Annotated in this window: 8 protein-coding genes, 2 tRNA genes and 3 rRNA genes; 12 read left to right on the top strand and 1 reads right to left on the bottom strand. The window is 51.5% G+C overall.

Features of this window, described 5'->3' with window-relative positions:
* Positions 1-85 precede the first annotated feature (85 nt).
* The 12 genes from dnaA (at position 86) to rrf (ending at position 16234) form a co-directional block, all read left to right on the top strand.
* On the top strand, positions 86-1438 hold the full coding sequence (gene dnaA / locus M493_RS00005; RefSeq protein WP_020958257.1) for a chromosomal replication initiator protein DnaA: 1353 nt from the start codon (positions 86-88) through the stop codon (positions 1436-1438).
* Between the two features lie 170 nt (positions 1439-1608).
* The gene (gene dnaN / locus M493_RS00010) at positions 1609-2745 is read left to right on the top strand and encodes a DNA polymerase III subunit beta (RefSeq protein WP_020958258.1); all 1137 of its coding nucleotides are present in this window, start codon (positions 1609-1611) and stop codon (positions 2743-2745) included.
* Positions 2746-2940: 195 nt separating this feature from the next.
* Positions 2941-3162: a S4 domain-containing protein YaaA gene (gene yaaA / locus M493_RS00015; RefSeq protein WP_020958259.1), complete on the top strand. Its 222-nt coding sequence runs from the start codon at positions 2941-2943 to the stop codon at positions 3160-3162.
* A gap of 11 nt (positions 3163-3173) precedes the next feature.
* Positions 3174-4292 (top strand): DNA replication/repair protein RecF, encoded by a 1119-nt coding sequence (gene recF / locus M493_RS00020; protein WP_020958260.1) that lies wholly within the window; start codon positions 3174-3176, stop codon positions 4290-4292.
* A gap of 45 nt (positions 4293-4337) precedes the next feature.
* On the top strand, positions 4338-6260 hold the full coding sequence (gyrB, locus tag M493_RS00025; protein WP_020958261.1) for a DNA topoisomerase (ATP-hydrolyzing) subunit B: 1923 nt from the start codon (positions 4338-4340) through the stop codon (positions 6258-6260).
* 153 nt (positions 6261-6413) lie between these two features.
* The gene (gene gyrA / locus M493_RS00030) at positions 6414-8882 is read left to right on the top strand and encodes a DNA gyrase subunit A (protein WP_020958262.1); all 2469 of its coding nucleotides are present in this window, start codon (positions 6414-6416) and stop codon (positions 8880-8882) included.
* A 455-nt stretch (positions 8883-9337) separates the two neighbouring features.
* Positions 9338-10405 carry an HD-GYP domain-containing protein gene (locus M493_RS00035; RefSeq protein WP_020958263.1) on the top strand — a complete coding sequence of 356 codons (1068 nt, stop codon included), beginning with the start codon at positions 9338-9340 and terminating at the stop codon, positions 10403-10405.
* 500 nt (positions 10406-10905) lie between these two features.
* Positions 10906-12464: ribosomal RNA gene (locus M493_RS00040) — 16S ribosomal RNA — on the top strand.
* An 84-nt stretch (positions 12465-12548) separates the two neighbouring features.
* A tRNA-Ile gene (locus tag M493_RS00045) sits at positions 12549-12622 on the top strand.
* A gap of 11 nt (positions 12623-12633) precedes the next feature.
* Positions 12634-12709 (top strand) — tRNA-Ala (locus M493_RS00050).
* Positions 12710-12897: 188 nt separating this feature from the next.
* A 23S ribosomal RNA gene (locus tag M493_RS00055) occupies positions 12898-15826 on the top strand.
* A gap of 291 nt (positions 15827-16117) precedes the next feature.
* Positions 16118-16234, top strand: a 5S ribosomal RNA gene (gene rrf, locus M493_RS00060).
* Together the 16S, 23S and 5S rRNA genes with 2 tRNA genes alongside form the textbook arrangement of a ribosomal RNA operon.
* Positions 16235-16269: 35 nt before the next feature.
* On the opposite strand, the gene M493_RS00065 is transcribed toward rrf, so the two are convergent.
* Complete coding sequence (locus M493_RS00065; RefSeq protein WP_020958264.1) at positions 16270-17259, bottom strand: YaaC family protein; 990 nt, start codon at positions 17257-17259, stop codon at positions 16270-16272.
* Positions 17260-17296: the final 37 nt, after the last annotated feature.

Genomic DNA, 17296 nt, shown 5'->3' on the forward strand with positions numbered 1-17296 from the left:
CCGCCTTTTTTCCTTAATATACTTTTCCACAAATTATTTTTTTTGATAACGAACCATTATCCTCTGAATAAGGGAGGGGCAACGGGTGGAAAATATCCATGACTTATGGGATCGCGTGCTCGGGGAAATCGAACGGAAAATTAGCAAACCGAGCTTTGAAACTTGGCTCAAATCGACGAAAGCCCACTCTTTACGAGGTGACACACTCGTCATCGTAGCCCCAAACGAGTTTGCTAGAGACTGGCTTGATTCCCGCTATTCCCATTTAATTGCGGAAACGATTTACGCGATTACCGGTGAAGAGTTGGCGGTTAAATTTATCATTCCGCCAAACCAAGCGGACGAAGAGTTGGAATTTCAGTCGTCTGCGAAAAAACAACGGAAACCGTACGAAGAGGCGAATGATTTTCCGCAAAGCATGTTAAATCCGAAATATACGTTCGATACGTTTGTCATCGGCTCTGGCAACCGGTTTGCGCACGCCGCGTCGCTCGCGGTCGCTGAGGCTCCGGCTAAGGCGTACAATCCCCTCTTCATCTACGGCGGAGTCGGGCTCGGAAAAACGCACTTAATGCACGCGATCGGCCACTACGTAATCGAACATAACCCGTCCGCGAAAGTCGTCTATTTGTCTTCGGAAAAATTTACAAACGAGTTTATTAACGCCATCCGCGACAATCGCCCTGACGACTTTCGCAATAAGTACCGGAATGTCGATGTTCTGCTTATTGACGATATTCAATTTCTGGCCGGCAAAGAACAAACACAAGAGGAGTTTTTCCATACGTTTAACACGCTGCATGAGGAAAGCAAGCAGATCGTTATCTCAAGCGACCGGCCGCCAAAGGAAATTCCAACGCTTGAAGATCGCCTGCGCTCTCGCTTTGAATGGGGGCTGATCACGGATATCACGCCGCCTGATTTAGAAACGCGGATTGCCATTCTCCGCAAAAAGGCGAAGGCTGAGGGATTTGACATTCCGAACGAAGTCATGCTTTATATCGCCAATCAAATTGATTCAAACATCCGTGAACTCGAAGGCGCTCTTATCCGTGTCGTCGCCTACTCATCGCTCATCAATAAAGAAATCACCGCCGACTTGGCAGCGGAAGCATTGAAAGATATCATTCCGAGCGCCAAGCCGAAAGTCATTACGATCCAGGACATTCAGCGCGTTGTTGGGCAGCATTTCAATATTAAACTCGAAGATTTTAAAGCGAAAAAACGGACAAAATCGGTCGCGTTCCCCCGGCAAATCGCCATGTATCTCTCCCGTGAGCTGACCGACTGTTCGCTGCCGAAAATCGGCGACGAATTTGGCGGCCGCGATCATACGACAGTCATTCATGCCCATGAGAAAATATCAAAGCTTTTGCAAACCGACACGCAGCTGCAAAAACATTTAAAGGAAATTCAAGAAAAGTTGAAGCAACTGTGAATAAACATCGCTGTTTTATGCACAGCTTATCCACATGTGGACAGGCTGTGCTTGCTTCGCTTTTTTGATTTATCCACATACTAACAAGCCATACGACTATTACTATGATTTTTCTTTTTATATTTTTATAATTTATTTTCCGACATCAACTAAACGGGGAGGAACGACAAGTGAACATTTCGATTGACCGCGAAGCGCTGGCCAAAAGCGTCCAAGACGTCATGAAAGCTGTATCGACAAGAACGACGATTCCGATTTTAACAGGGATGAAACTGACGGCGACCGCCCTTGGAGTGACGTTAACCGGGAGCGACTCTGACATTTCGATCGAGTCGTTTATTCCGCTTGAAAAGGAAGGACGGCTGCTCGTTGACGTAAAAAGGCCGGGAAGCATCGTGCTGCAAGCGCGCTTTTTTGCCGAAATCGTTAAAAAGCTCCCTCAACAAACGGTCGAAATCGAAACCGAAGACAACTTTCTGACTGTCATCCGCTCAGGCCATTCGGAATTTCGGCTCAACGGCTTAAACGCTGATGAATATCCACGTTTGCCGGAAATTGAAGAGGAAAACGTGTTTCAAATTCCGGCTGATTTATTGAAAACGGTCGTCCGGCAGACAGTGTTTGCTGTGTCAACATCGGAAACGCGCCCGATCTTGACAGGTGTCAACTGGAAAGTTGAAAACGGCGAATTGGTTTGTACGGCGACAGATAGTCATCGTTTGGCGATGCGTAAAGTGAGAATTGAAGCGGAAAACGCCGTTTCGTATAATGTTGTGATCCCTGGGAAAAGTCTCAATGAGTTGAGCAAAATTTTGGATGATGGCAGCGCTCCGGTCGACATCGTTATCACAGCTAATCAAGTATTGTTTAAGGCCGAACATATTTTGTTCTTTTCCCGGCTGCTTGACGGAAATTATCCGGAGACAGCCCGTTTGATCCCAACCGACAGCAAAACAAACATGGTCGTCAATGCGAAGGAATTTTTGCAGGCGATCGATCGGGCGTCCTTGCTTGCAAGGGAAGGAAGAAACAATGTCGTGAAGTTGACGACGCTCCCAGGTGGGGTGCTCGAAATTTCCTCCATTTCTCCGGAGATCGGAAAAGTAACCGAGCAGCTGAAGACCGAGTCGATCGAAGGCGAGGAATTAAACATTTCCTTCAGCGCAAAATACATGATGGATGCGCTGCGAGCGCTTGATGGCAACGATATTCAAATCAGTTTCACAGGGGCGATGCGGCCGTTCTTGTTGCGCCCGCTTCATACGGATTCAATGCTTCAACTTATTTTGCCGGTAAGAACGTATTGATGTTTCTGTCGTCAAAACAAAACCGTCTGTAGATGCATCACATCCGCGCTGTCTTGGGCGTTGCTCTTTCCATGCCCGATGAGGAGGACCGGAACGTTTGCTTCCCATCCTCTTCATCGGCTTTCTTTGCGAGTGAAAGAGTTTTTCGGTAAAATAAAAGAATAGGCAATTTGAAGGAAAGCGAGCGATGAGCGGATGGAACAAAAGGTAACGATTACAACGGAAACGATCACACTAGGTCAGCTGTTAAAGCTTATGAATTTGATTGAAACGGGCGGCGCAGCCAAATGGTTTTTGCAAGAGTACAACGTGTTTGTCAACGGCGAAAAAGAGAACCGGCGCGGACGGAAGCTGAAAGACGGCGACCGGGTCGATATTGAACAGATCGGCACGTTTATCGTCATGCAGACGGAGTAGGTGAAGGCCAGGTGTTTCTGACTGACTTAACGTTAACGAACTACCGCAATTATGGACATGAAACGTTAAGCTTTGAACAGGGCGTAAACATTATCTTAGGGGAAAACGCTCAAGGGAAGACGAACATGATGGAGGCCATTTACGTCCTGGCGATGGCAAAATCGCACCGTACCGCCAACGATAAAGACCTTATCCGTTGGAATGAAGAATATGCTAAAATAGAGGGAAGAGCGGAAAAACGAAGCGGTTCTTTAGCGCTTGAACTGACGATCTCCAAGAAAGGAAAAAAGGCAAGATGCAACCATATTGAACAGCAGCGGCTCAGTCAGTATGTCGGCCATTTGAACGTTGTCATGTTTGCTCCTGAGGACTTGAATTTAGTCAAAGGAAGCCCGCAAGTACGGCGCCGGTTTGTCGATATGGAAATCGGGCAAGTATCGCCCGTTTATATACATGATTTGAGCCAATACCAGAAACTGTTGCAGCAGCGCAACCATTACTTAAAAATGATGCAGGCACGCGAGCGAAGCGACGAGGCGGTGCTCGATGTATTAACCGAGCAGCTCATGGTGCTGGCGGCAAAAATCACCTTGCGGCGCCGCCAGTTTTTGTCGTTGCTCGAGCAATGGGCGATGCCGATCCACCATGAAATCAGCCGTGGCGCCGAACGGCTTCACATTCGGTATGAACCATCGGTCGATGTATCAGAAAAGGCAGAATTGTCGAGAATAGTAGAGGCATACAGCGAAACGTTTGCCGCCATGAGGGAGCGGGAAATTCAGAGGGGGACGACGCTTGTCGGCCCACACCGTGACGATATTGCGTTTATTGTCAATGGTAAAAACGTGCAAACTTTCGGCTCCCAAGGGCAGCAGCGCACAACAGCGCTGGCGGTCAAACTGGCGGAAATTGAGCTCATCTTTTCTGAGTTAGGCGATTACCCCATTTTATTGCTCGATGATGTGTTGTCGGAACTTGACGACTTTCGGCAAACCCACCTCCTTGATGCGATCCGGAAAAAAGTGCAAACTTTTGTCACTACAACAAGCATCGACGGCATTAAGCACGACATCATTCAAGAAGCGGCCATCTATCGGGTTTACTCTGGTTCGGTAACCGCCTCTTCTTGATTGCGAAACGTTGAACGTTTGCAAAGAAAGCGTAGGTGATATGGCATGACAATGGAACAACGGGTTGAGCAGGCGTATGATGCGAGTCAAATACAAGTGCTTGAGGGACTTGAGGCGGTTCGAAAACGCCCGGGAATGTACATCGGCTCGACAGGACCAAAAGGGTTGCACCATCTCGTTTGGGAAATCGTCGATAACAGCATCGATGAGGCATTGGCCGGCCATTGCACGGAAATTCATGTGACGATCGGAAAAGATGGCAGCATCACTGTCGCTGACAACGGACGCGGCATTCCAGTTGACGTGCACGAGGCGACCGGACGTCCGGCCGTTGAGGTCATTATGACGGTCCTTCACGCCGGTGGAAAGTTCGGCGGAGGGGGCTATAAAGTGTCCGGCGGCTTGCATGGTGTCGGCGCTTCGGTTGTGAACGCCTTATCGGAATGGCTCGAAGTTTATGTGTATCGTGGCGGGAAAATCTACTACCAAAAGTATGAACGGGGCGAACCCCGGACTGACTTGCAAATCGTTGGGGAGACCGACCGAACCGGGACGACCACCCGCTTCAAGCCGGACCCGGAAATTTTTACGGAAACGACCGAGTTTGACTATGAAACACTGGCCACTCGGCTGCGCGAACTTGCCTTTTTAAACCGCGGCTTGAAAATTATTCTTGCGGATGAACGAACCGACAACCGGAAAAATGAGTATTTTTACGAAGGGGGCATTCGCTCCTATGTCCGCCATTTAAACCGGACAAGGGAAGTGCTGCATGAAGAGCCGATTTATATCGCCGGGGAACGCGACGGCATCGCCGTTGAAATCGCTTTGCAATACAATGACGGCTATACGAGCAACATTTATTCGTTCGTCAACAACATTCATACGTATGAAGGGGGCATGCATGAGTCCGGTTTTAAAATGGCGCTGACGCGCATCATCAACGACTATGCGCGCAAACAGCAAATTTTTAAAGACAACGATGCCAATTTGACCGGCGAGGACGTGCGCGAAGGACTGACGGCCATTGTGTCGGTCAAGCACCCGTCTCCACAGTTTGAGGGACAGACGAAAACAAAACTCGGCAACAGCGATGCGCGTACGGTGACAGACGCTGTCTTCTCCGAGCAGTTCGAGACGTTTTTACTCGAACACCCAGCCGTTGCCCGGAAAATTGTCGATAAAGGCCTGATGGCCGCCCGCGCCCGGTTGGCGGCCAAAAAGGCGCGTGAATTAACGCGGCGCAAAAGCGCGCTTGAAGTCTCCAATTTGCCGGGCAAACTCGCCGACTGCTCGTCAAGAGATCCGTCGATCAGCGAGCTGTATATCGTTGAGGGGGATTCGGCGGGCGGTTCAGCGAAACAAGGGCGCGACCGTCATTTCCAGGCGATTTTGCCGCTGCGCGGGAAAATTCTCAACGTCGAGAAGGCAAGAATCGACAAAATCTTGTCCAACAACGAAGTGCGGGCGATCATTACCGCTCTTGGCACCGGCATTGGCGAAGAGTTCGACATCTCAAAGGCGCGTTATCATAAAGTCATCATCATGACCGATGCGGACGTCGACGGCGCTCATATCCGCACGCTCCTTTTGACATTCTTTTATCGCTACATGCGCGAATTTATCGAGCACGGCTATGTGTATATCGCCCAGCCGCCCCTGTATAAAATCGAACAAGGAAAACAAGTGCGCTACGCTTACAACGACCGCCAACTCGAAAAAATTCTGGCCGAGCTGCCGGAACAACCGAAGCCGACAATTCAGCGCTACAAAGGGTTAGGTGAAATGAACCCGGAACAACTTTGGGAGACGACGATGAACCCGGAAAAGCGAACATTGCTTCAAGTCAGCTTGCAAGACGCCATTGACGCAGATGAAACGTTTGAAATTTTAATGGGCGACAAAGTTGAGCCACGACGCCAATTTATTGAAGAAAACGCCCGTTATGTGAAAAATTTGGATATTTAGGATGAAAAGAGAGGGATGGGACCGCCCTCCCCGCTTCTTTTTGCCGGCGGGGCCAACCGGCGCGCAAACGAAGCGGCGCCCGCCGTCCGCCTATGTCTGCTCCCTGTAAAGGCAGACCGGGCCGAAGAAGGCTCAAAAGGGAGGTTTATATGAATGGCAGAACATGAACAATCGCGCATTCGCGAAGTCAACATCAGCCAGGAAATGCGCTCGTCGTTCCTTGATTACGCAATGAGCGTCATCGTTTCGCGCGCCTTGCCGGACGTGCGCGACGGGCTGAAACCGGTGCACCGGCGCATTTTATACGCCATGCATGACCTCGGCATGACCGCCGATAAACCGTATAAAAAATCAGCCCGCATTGTCGGCGAAGTGATCGGGAAATACCACCCGCACGGCGACGCCGCCGTGTATGATACAATGGTGCGCATGGCGCAAGACTTCAACTATCGGTACATGCTCGTCGACGGGCATGGCAACTTCGGGTCGATCGACGGCGATGCGGCCGCCGCCATGCGTTACACAGAAGCGCGCATGTCGAAAATCGCAATGGAGCTGCTGCGCGACATCAATAAAGACACGATCGACTACCAGGACAACTATGACGGATCGGAAAAAGAGCCGGTCGTGCTGCCGTCGCGGTTTCCGAACTTGCTTGTCAACGGCTCGTCGGGCATTGCGGTCGGAATGGCGACGAACATCCCGCCTCATCAGCTTGGCGAGGTCATCGATGCGCTGTTGGCGTTAAGCCGAAACCCGGAGATGACCGTTGCCGACTTGATGGAATACATTCCAGGTCCGGATTTCCCGACAGCCGGACAAATCATCGGCCGCAGCGGCATCCGCAAGGCGTATGAAACCGGCCGCGGCTCGATTACGTTGCGTGCCAAAGCTGAAATTGAACAGCACGCCAACGGCAAAGAAACGATTATTGTGAGCGAGCTCCCCTACCAAGTGAACAAGGCAAAGCTGATTGAACGGATTGCTGAACTCGTACGTGAAAGAAAAATCGATGGCATCACCGATTTACGCGATGAGTCGGATCGGAGCGGGATGCGCATCGTCATTGAAGTGCGGCGCGACGCGAATGCGAAAGTCGTGTTAAACAACTTATACAAACATACCGCCTTGCAAACAAATTTCGGAATTAATATGCTCGCCCTAGTCGACGGCGAGCCGAAAGTGTTGAACTTAAAAGAGTGCCTAGAACATTATTTAACCCATCAAAAAACCGTGATCCGCCGGCGGACAGCATTCGAACTTAAAAAGGCAGAAGCGCGTGCCCATATATTGGAAGGTTTACGCATTGCTCTTGATCACTTAGATGAAGTGATCGACCTCATTCGCCGTTCGCGGACGACGGAGGCAGCGCGTGAAGGGTTGATGGAGCGGTTTTCGCTCAGCGAGCGGCAGGCGCAAGCGATTTTGGATATGCGTCTGCAGCGGCTGACCGGCCTTGAACGGGAAAAAATCGAACAAGAGTACCAAGACCTTGTCCGTCTTATTGCTGAGCTGAGAGCGGTGTTAGCCGACGAAGAGAAAGTGTTGCAAATTATTCGCGACGAACTTAGCGAAGTGAAAGAGCGGTTCAACGATGAGCGGCGTACGGAAATCATTGTTGGGGCCGTCGAACAGCTCGACGACGAAGACTTGATCCCGCATGAGCATATTGTAGTTACGCTCACTCACAAAGGCTATATTAAGCGCCTGCCTTTATCGACATACCGGAGTCAAAAGCGCGGCGGCCGGGGCGTGCAAGGAATGCACACGGCGGAAGATGATTTTGTCGAACATTTGCTCATTACATCGACCCATGACACCGTGCTATTTTTCACAAACAAAGGGAAAGTATATCAGGCGAAAGGTTACGAAATTCCGGAGTTCGGCCGAACGGCCAAGGGCCTGCCGATCATTAACTTGCTTGAGCTTGATAAAGATGAGTGGATCAATGCCATGATCCCAATTGAAACATTTGATGATGAACGTTACCTTGTGTTTGCGACAAAACAAGGGATTGCCAAGCGTTCCCCGCTTTCCTCCTTCGCCCATATTCGCAACAACGGGTTAATTGCCATTCATTTGCGCGAAGGGGATGAGCTGATTTCCGTCAGACTGACGGACGGTAAAAAACATTTGATTATTGGCACGAAAAACGGGATGCTCATCCGCTTTCCGGAAACCGACGTGCGAACGATGGGACGCAGTGCAACTGGAGTCAAGGCGATCACGATTGACGACGATGATGAAGTCGTCGGCATGGAGATTTTAGAAGATCACCACGACGTGCTTGTCGTCACGAAAAAAGGATTCGGCAAGCGCACCCCTGCTTCGGAATATCGAGTGCAAAGCCGCGGTGGTAAAGGATTGAAAACGTGCAACGTTACAGGAAAAAACGGCTCTGTCGTCGCAGTGACAACGGTCGTCGGCAATGAAGACTTAATGGTTATTACGACCGGCGGCGTGCTCATTCGCATCGCGGTCAGCGATATTTCCCGAACAGGGAGAATCGCCCAAGGTGTTAAACTCATTCGTCTCTCCGGTGAAGACGAGCACGAATGCGTCGCTACCGTGGCAAAAGTACCTGAAGAAGAAAAGGAGGAAGAGGAAGATCATTCCGCTTAGTCATTATGACGTTCCGTCCACAAAGGTGCGGAGCGTCTTTTTTTGTCAGCGGCAGCACTGCCCCTACAGGTAAATTTATGTTACGATAAAATTGAACTATCGCTGCCGAATGTGTAATGAAATAAGGGAGCACGGATTCCGAAGAATATCGGTGTAACCGCCGGTTATGAAGCAAACCATTCCCGCAGTTCCTACGGAAGGGGATATTTATCGCGCGAGTTCTCTGCAAGATAATTTGTTGAAATATTCGTTTTGGTGTCTCCCTTTCTTTCACTTGGTTTCTATCCCCTCGGGTTGCGCAAGGTGAATGGTACTTACATATTTTCTGTGTTACGGCCTCTCTGTCACAACTTCTGTTCTATTCGCTCATTTTCAGAAGAGAGCTTTGCGCAAAATGGAAATGGGTGTCTTCGATCAGAAAAAGGTAAATGATCGAGATAAGGAGGACATAACTGATGGTGCGCGTGAATTTGGCCCAGCTTCGTGAAGGCTGTGTGCTTGCTGAAGATGTGCTTGGTAAAACTAAAAAACCGATTGTGCCGAAAAATGCTATCATCAATGAGACACTGTTGCACGTGCTTAGCAAGTTTCTCATTGACGAAGTGGAAATCGAACCGGTGCTAGCCAACGGTGAGCCATTCCTTGCGGACGGCTCCCTCTCAATGGAACCTGACGAACGACCGATCATGTTGTATTTAGAAGCAGTCCAACATTATAAAAAGGCGTTCCAATCATGGCAATCCGGCTTGCCAATCGACATCGGTGAAATAAGAGAAATCGCCATTCCTCTTTTCAATGAAATGATAAAGCATAAACGGGAATTGCTTATGCTTCACCATTATACGACAAAGGAAGAATATTTATATCACCACGCTGTCAGTGTCGGGTTGCTCGCCGGTTTTTTAGCTGCGCATTTCGGCTACGGCCAAGGTGAATGCCATCAAATTGTGCTCGCTGGCATTTTAGCTGACTGTGGCATGGCCAAAATAAGCAGTCAAATTTTGCTGAAACCTTCGGCACTCACTGAGGCGGAATTTCGTCAAATAGAACAGCATCCTATTTTTGGTTACCAAATGGTGCAAAAAATTGCGGCATTGAGTCAAGGAGCAAAGTTAGCTGTGCTGCAACATCACGAACGGAATGACGGCAGCGGCTACCCGTTACGAGTTAAAGCAGAAAAAATTCACCCATACAGCCAGCTCATTGCGGTCGCTGACGTGTACTACGCAATGACTTCAGAACGTCTATACCGCCATAAGCAGTCTCCCTTTCGGGCTATTGAGGCAATGCAGCGGGAGCAATTTGGCAGACTAAATGCAGAGGCAGTCGCCTTGCTTTCGAACCATCTCGCTAGCTTACAAACGGGAACCATTGTCAAACTATCAAATGGCGAAACGGCTGAGGTCGTATTTATCCATCCTGATGAACCGGCAAGGCCGATCGTCAAGGTGACGGAAACTGGACAATTGCTTTCACTAGTCGAACAGCGTGACCTATACATCGAGGAAATTTTATCATCCTGAAGCAAGAAGAACCACACTTCCACTCGTGGGTGTCAGTAGGGATGAATCAGGGTTTGCCGTCATTTTTCCTCTTGCTTCCACAGAATAGAAGATGTAAAACGGATGATATAGAAAACATGTTCCTGTACGTGAGAGGAAAGATCATGCATAGAGCCTACCGCTTTTTGTTTTATCTCACCTCAACCAATTTTGTTTGTGACGACAACAAAATAAAAAAACTATTGACTTTTTGTTGCCCATAAGTTATTATTTAATAGCTGTCAACATTGACAGTAATCAAGCTCCTTGAAAACTAAACAAAACGCAAGCGTCATGAAGAAAAGCTGAGGTCCGATATTCCGCCTAAAAGCAACCTGCATCCTGCGGATGGCGGTGAAATATCGCCATTCTGGCGATCGCGATGGGCAAATGCTTTTCGCCTGCAGGGATGTTTACATTCCGGAGGCGAAGGTTGTTTGACCCCGGGCGGCGGGCCAAAGCTGGATTAGCCAATCAACTTTCTTTTGGAGAGTTTGATCCTGGCTCAGGACGAACGCTGGCGGCGTGCCTAATACATGCAAGTCGAGCGGACCGGATCAGGGCTTGCCTTGATTCGGTCAGCGGCGGACGGGTGAGTAACACGTGGGCAACCTGCCCGCAAGACCGGGATAACTCCGGGAAACCGGAGCTAATACCGGATAACACCGAAGACCGCATGATCTTCGGTTGAAAGGCGGCCTTTGGCTGTCACTTGCGGATGGGCCCGCGGCGCATTAGCTAGTTGGTGAGGTAACGGCTCACCAAGGCGACGATGCGTAGCCGGCCTGAGAGGGTGACCGGCCACACTGGGACTGAGACACGGCCCAGACTCCTACGGGAGGCAGCAGTAGGGAATCTTCCGCAATGGACGAAAGTCTGACGGAGCGACGCCGCGTGAGCGAAGAAGGCCTTCGGGTCGTAAAGCTCTGTTGTGAGGGACGAAGGAGCGCCGTTTGAACAAGGCGGCGCGGTGACGGTACCTCACGAGAAAGCCCCGGCTAACTACGTGCCAGCAGCCGCGGTAATACGTAGGGGGCGAGCGTTGTCCGGAATTATTGGGCGTAAAGCGCGCGCAGGCGGTTCCTTAAGTCTGATGTGAAAGCCCACGGCTCAACCGTGGAGGGTCATTGGAAACTGGGGGACTTGAGTGCAGGAGAGGGGAGCGGAATTCCACGTGTAGCGGTGAAATGCGTAGAGATGTGGAGGAACACCAGTGGCGAAGGCGGCTCTCTGGCCTGTAACTGACGCTGAGGCGCGAAAGCGTGGGGAGCAAACAGGATTAGATACCCTGGTAGTCCACGCCGTAAACGATGAGTGCTAAGTGTTAGAGGGGTCACACCCTTTAGTGCTGCAGCTAACGCGATAAGCACTCCGCCTGGGGAGTACGGCCGCAAGGCTGAAACTCAAAGGAATTGACGGGGGCCCGCACAAGCGGTGGAGCATGTGGTTTAATTCGAAGCAACGCGAAGAACCTTACCAGGTCTTGACATCCCCTGACAACCCAAGAGATTGGGCGTTCCCCCTTCGGGGGGGACAGGGTGACAGGTGGTGCATGGTTGTCGTCAGCTCGTGTCGTGAGATGTTGGGTTAAGTCCCGCAACGAGCGCAACCCTTGCCTCTAGTTGCCAGCATTCAGGTGGGCACTCTAGAGGGACTGCCGGCTAAAAGTCGGAGGAAGGTGGGGATGACGTCAAATCATCATGCCCCTTATGACCTGGGCTACACACGTGCTACAATGGGCGGTACAAAGGGCTGCGAACCCGCGAGGGGGAGCGAATCCCAAAAAGCCGCTCTCAGTTCGGATTGCAGGCTGCAACTCGCCTGCATGAAGCCGGAATCGCTAGTAATCGCGGATCAGCATGCCGCGGTGAATACGTTCCCGGGCCTTGTACACACCGCCCGTCACACCACGAGAGCTTGCAACACCCGAAGTCGGTGAGGTAACCCGCAAGGGAGCCAGCCGCCGAAGGTGGGGCAAGTGATTGGGGTGAAGTCGTAACAAGGTAGCCGTACCGGAAGGTGCGGCTGGATCACCTCCTTTCTAAGGACATATTGACAAAACCTTTCGGTTTGATTATAATGACGCTTGTCGTTTTGTTTAGTTTTGAGGGAACTTTCCCTCCATGGGCCTATAGCTCAGCTGGTCAGAGCGCACGCCTGATAAGCGTGAGGTCGGTGGTTCAAGTCCACTTAGGCCCATTCTGCCTTGTGGGGCCTTAGCTCAGCTGGGAGAGCGCCTGCTTTGCACGCAGGAGGTCATCGGTTCGATCCCGATAGGCTCCACCATTTCAAAACAACCTTTCGTTCCTTGAAAACTAGATAACCGGAAAAGCGGAGGCGCCGAGATTGGCTCTTGAAGCCAAATGTTCTTCACCCGTAGGGGTGCTTGCACCCCGAGGGGGAAGGTTATTTGGCAGAAGAGAGCCAGGCGCCGACGCTAGACACAGTGTAGGAAGAAGCCGAGAAGCGCTGTAGGTTAAGCTAGAAAGGGCGCACGGTGGATGCCTTGGCACTAGGAGCCGATGAAGGACGGGGCAAACGCCGAAACGCTCCGGGGAGCTGTAAGCAAGCGTCGATCCGGAGATGTCCGAATGGGGGAACCCCCTGCCCGTAATGGGGCAGGATCCATGCCTGAATCCATAGGGCATGGAGGGCACACCCGGGGAACTGAAACATCTTAGTACCCGGAGGAGAAGAAAGCAAACGCGATTCCCTGAGTAGCGGCGAGCGAAACGGGAACAGCCCAAACCAAGAGGCGTGCCTCTTGGGGTTGTAGGACCGCCCAGATGGGAGTGAGAAAGGAACGGGGTAGACGAACCGGTCTGGAACGGCCGGCCAGAGAAGGTGACAGCCCTGTAGTCGAAACTTCGTTCCCTCCCGGGCGGCTCCTGAGTACGGCGGGACACGGGAAATCCCGTCGGAAGCAGGGAGGACCATCTCCCAAGGCTAAATACTCCCTAGTGACCGATAGTGCACCAGTACCGTGAGGGAAAGGTGAAAAGCACCCCGGAAGGGGAGTGAAAGAGAACCTGAAACCGTGTGCCTACAAGTAGTCAGAGCCCGTTAAAGGGTGATGGCGTGCCTTTTGTAGAATGAACCGGCGAGTGACGATGGCGTGCGAGGTTAAGCCGAACAGGCGGAGCCGCAGCGAAAGCGAGTTTGAACAGGGCGTATGAGTACGTCGTCGTCGACCCGAAACCAGGTGATCTACCCATGTCCAGGGTGAAGGCCGGGTAACACCGGCTGGAGGCCCGAACCCACGCACGTTGAAAAGTGCGGGGATGAGGTGTGGGTAGGGGTGAAATGCCAATCGAACTTGGAGATAGCTGGTTCTCCCCGAAATAGCTTTAGGGCTAGCCTCAAGGTGAGAGTCTTGGAGGTAGAGCACTGATTGGGCTAGGGGTCCTCATCGGGTTACCGAACCCAGTCAAACTCCGAATGCCAATGACTTATCCTTGGGAGTCAGACTGCGAGTGATAAGATCCGTGGTCAAGAGGGAAACAGCCCAGATCGCCAGCTAAGGCCCCGAAGTGCACGTTCAGTGGAAAAGGATGTGGAGTTGCCCAGACAACCAGGATGTTGGCTTAGAAGCAGCCACCATTTAAAGAGTGCGTAATAGCTCACTGGTCGAGTGACTCTGCGCCGAAAATGTACCGGGGCTAAACGTGCCGCCGAAGCTGCGGGATGACCGTTGGTCATCGGTAGGGGAGCGTTCTAAGGGCACAGAAGCCAGACCGGAAGGACTGGTGGAGCGCTTAGAAGTGAGAATGCCGGTATGAGTAGCGAAAACAGAGGTGAGAATCCTCTGCGCCGAAAGCCTAAGGGTTCCTGAGGAAGGTTCGTCCGCTCAGGGTTAGTCGGGACCTAAGCCGAGGCCGAAAGGCGTAGGTGATGGACAACAGGTGGAGATTCCTGTACCACCTCCTTCCCGTTTGAGCAATGGGGGGGACGCAGGAGGATAGGGCGAGCAGGCGGTTGGAAGAGCCTGTCCAAGCCGCAAGGCTGATCCGTAGGCAAATCCGCGGATCAAAAAGGCCAAGCGGTGACGGCGACGGAGTCATCCGGAAGTCCCCGATTTCACACTGCCAAGAAAAGCCTCTAGCGAGGGAAGAGGTGCCCGTACCGCAAACCGACACAGGTAGGCGAGGAGAGAATCCTAAGGCGCGCGGGAGAACTCTCGTTAAGGAACTCGGCAAAATGACCCCGTAACTTCGGGAGAAGGGGTGCTCGTTTGGGTGACGAGCCCGAACGAGCCGCAGTGAAAAGGCCCAAGCGACTGTTTATCAAAAACACAGGTCTCTGCGAAGCCGAAAGGCGACGTATAGGGGCTGACACCTGCCCGGTGCTGGAAGGTTAAGGGGAGCGCTTAGCGCAAGCGAAGGTGCGAACCGAAGCCCCAGTAAACGGCGGCCGTAACTATAACGGTCCTAAGGTAGCGAAATTCCTTGTCGGGTAAGTTCCGACCCGCACGAAAGGTGTAACGACTTGGGCACTGTCTCAACGAGAGACCCGGTGAAATTATATTACCTGTGAAGATGCAGGTTACCCGCGACAGGACGGAAAGACCCCGTGGAGCTTTACTGCAGCCTGATATGGAATTTTGGTATCGCTTGTACAGGATAGGTGGGAGCCAGAGAAGCCGGAGCGCCAGCTTCGGTGGAGGCGGCGGTGGGATACCACCCTGGCGGTATTGAAATTCTAACCCGCACCCCTTATCGGGGTGGGAGACAGTGTCAGGTGGGCAGTTTGACTGGGGCGGTCGCCTCCCAAAAGGTAACGGAGGCGCCCAAAGGTTCCCTCAGAATGGTTGGAAATCATTCGGAGAGTGCAAAGGCACAAGGGAGCTTGACTGCGAGACGGACAGGTCGAGCAGGGACGAAAGTCGGGCTTAGTGATCCGGTGGTTCCGCATGGAAGGGCCATCGCTCAACGGATAAAAGCTACCCCGGGGATAACAGGCTGATCTCCCCCAAGAGTCCACATCGACGGGGAGGTTTGGCACCTCGATGTCGGCTCATCGCATCCTGGGGCTGTAGTCGGTCCCAAGGGTTGGGCTGTTCGCCCATTAAAGCGGTACGCGAGCTGGGTTCAGAACGTCGTGAGACAGTTCGGTCCCTATCCGTCGTGGGCGCAGGAAATTTGCGAGGAGCTGTCCTTAGTACGAGAGGACCGGGATGGACGCACCGCTGGTGTACCAGTTGTCCCGCCAGGGGCACCGCTGGGTAGCTATGTGCGGACGGGATAAGCGCTGAAAGCATCTAAGCGTGAAGCCCCCCTCAAGATGAGATTTCCCATCGCGTGAAGCGAGTAAGATCCCTCGAAGATGACGAGGTCGATAGGTCCGAGGTGGAAGCGTGGCGACACGTGCAGCTGACGGATACTAATCGATCGAGGGCTTAACCAAGAAAAGTGGAGGCCGCCCGCTTATCGGCGAAACGCGCTGGAGGGCCTGCGAGGAGGCTCGAACCAAGCAAAAGCTTGGTTCTGCGTGGGTGGTATCACAGGAGCGTATGCAATGTGTCGCCGCCGCAGCAGGACCGAAGCGTCGCGAGCCGATGGCGGCCGGAACTAGACAGTGAAAAGCGCAGGCGAGCGGCGGCGAGCCGGAGCTGGACAATCGAAAAGCGCAAGCGCCGCTTCTTCCGACAACGGTTATCTAGTTTTCAGGGAACGAATTCCTGACAACCTCATATGGCCTAGTGGTGATAGCGGAGGGGAAACACCCGTTCCCATCCCGAACACGGAAGTTAAGCCCTCCAGCGCCGATGGTAGTTGGGGCCAGCGCCCCTGCAAGAGTAGGTCGCTGCTAGGCGAATCCCCCCTGCTGTATATACAGCAGGGGGTTTTTTATGCATTCGTTTTGGAAAAAAATTTTTGCATTAAATACTCGTTCAACAATAACGGAACTTTCTCCGCCGATACCGAAAGGAATTGGAGGATAAAAATGTACGCCTTGCTCGAGTAGGAGTGAAGAAGCTCACTCCACCATTCGGTCTCGTAGCGGGAAATCATGCTTAGGTTGTACAGCAACAAGTAATGGGCATGAATCTCCGGGAGCATAAAAATTTTCTCTTTCTTGGTCGGGATATAGTATGTTCCGTTAAGGTGAAATAAAAATGGGCCCTCTCCAATGAAAGACAGAGATGACTCGGTCTCAAAATAAAGAAATTCCCCTTCTTCCCTCAAAAAGACAAGTTTTCTTCCTTGCCCTTCTCCACTGATATATTGGATAAAGCGGGGCAAAGACATATGATAATGATCTAAAATGGTTTTTGGAATGGCCAAGACCGGGGGGGAAGCGGTATGTACAATTGGTAAAGATAATGGCTTTTTCCGTCCGTCTAAGGAAAAAAATGTTTCGTGCAACTCGCAAATCCGTTGCAACAGTGTGCCCATGCGAAATTTTTCCCCGGCTTCTTGTTTCACATGAAACATTTTTTCAGAAAAATGTGTGAACAAACCGTTTTTTTGAATTTTGACTTCGTCATCTAAAAATTCATAGCCTTGTTTTTTTCGCTTTCTCGTCGACACCCCGTGAGCCAAAACGGATGTCGACTCCGGGTAGTCGGGGTCGACGGTAAGCAGGCAGGCTTTTAAAAGCTGCACCATTCCATAAAATAAAAGAACCGGCTTGATCGACAACGGCGCCTGCTGGGCGACGGTATAAAAGTTTTGCCCGTGTTCCAAATAATACAAAAACGGATAACAGTTTGTATAACTTCGTTGGACTGCGTCATCGCGTTGCTGCTGCCTGTAGCATTGCTGCAGAAAATGTTGGGCCGTATCCGCGGAGCGGAAGACAGAAAGGCTGAACGCCCGATTAATATTTCCGAACATTTTTACCCCCCTTGTGGCTGAATTGTAGGCAAATAAC

Origin of the sequence: Geobacillus genomosp. 3, assembly GCF_000445995.2 — a bacterium.
Lineage (GTDB): Bacteria > Bacillota > Bacilli > Bacillales > Anoxybacillaceae > Geobacillus.

Coding starts and splice junctions, on each gene's coding strand:
- yaaA (WP_020958259.1), top strand. CDS start 2,941: ATGGAACAAAAGGTAACGATTACAACGGAAACGATCACACTAGGTCAG.
- gyrB (WP_020958261.1), top strand. CDS start 4,338: ATGACAATGGAACAACGGGTTGAGCAGGCGTATGATGCGAGTCAAATA.
- gyrA (WP_020958262.1), top strand. CDS start 6,414: ATGGCAGAACATGAACAATCGCGCATTCGCGAAGTCAACATCAGCCAG.
- M493_RS00065 (WP_020958264.1), bottom strand. CDS start 17,259: ATGTTCGGAAATATTAATCGGGCGTTCAGCCTTTCTGTCTTCCGCTCC.
- M493_RS00035 (WP_020958263.1), top strand. CDS start 9,338: ATGGTGCGCGTGAATTTGGCCCAGCTTCGTGAAGGCTGTGTGCTTGCT.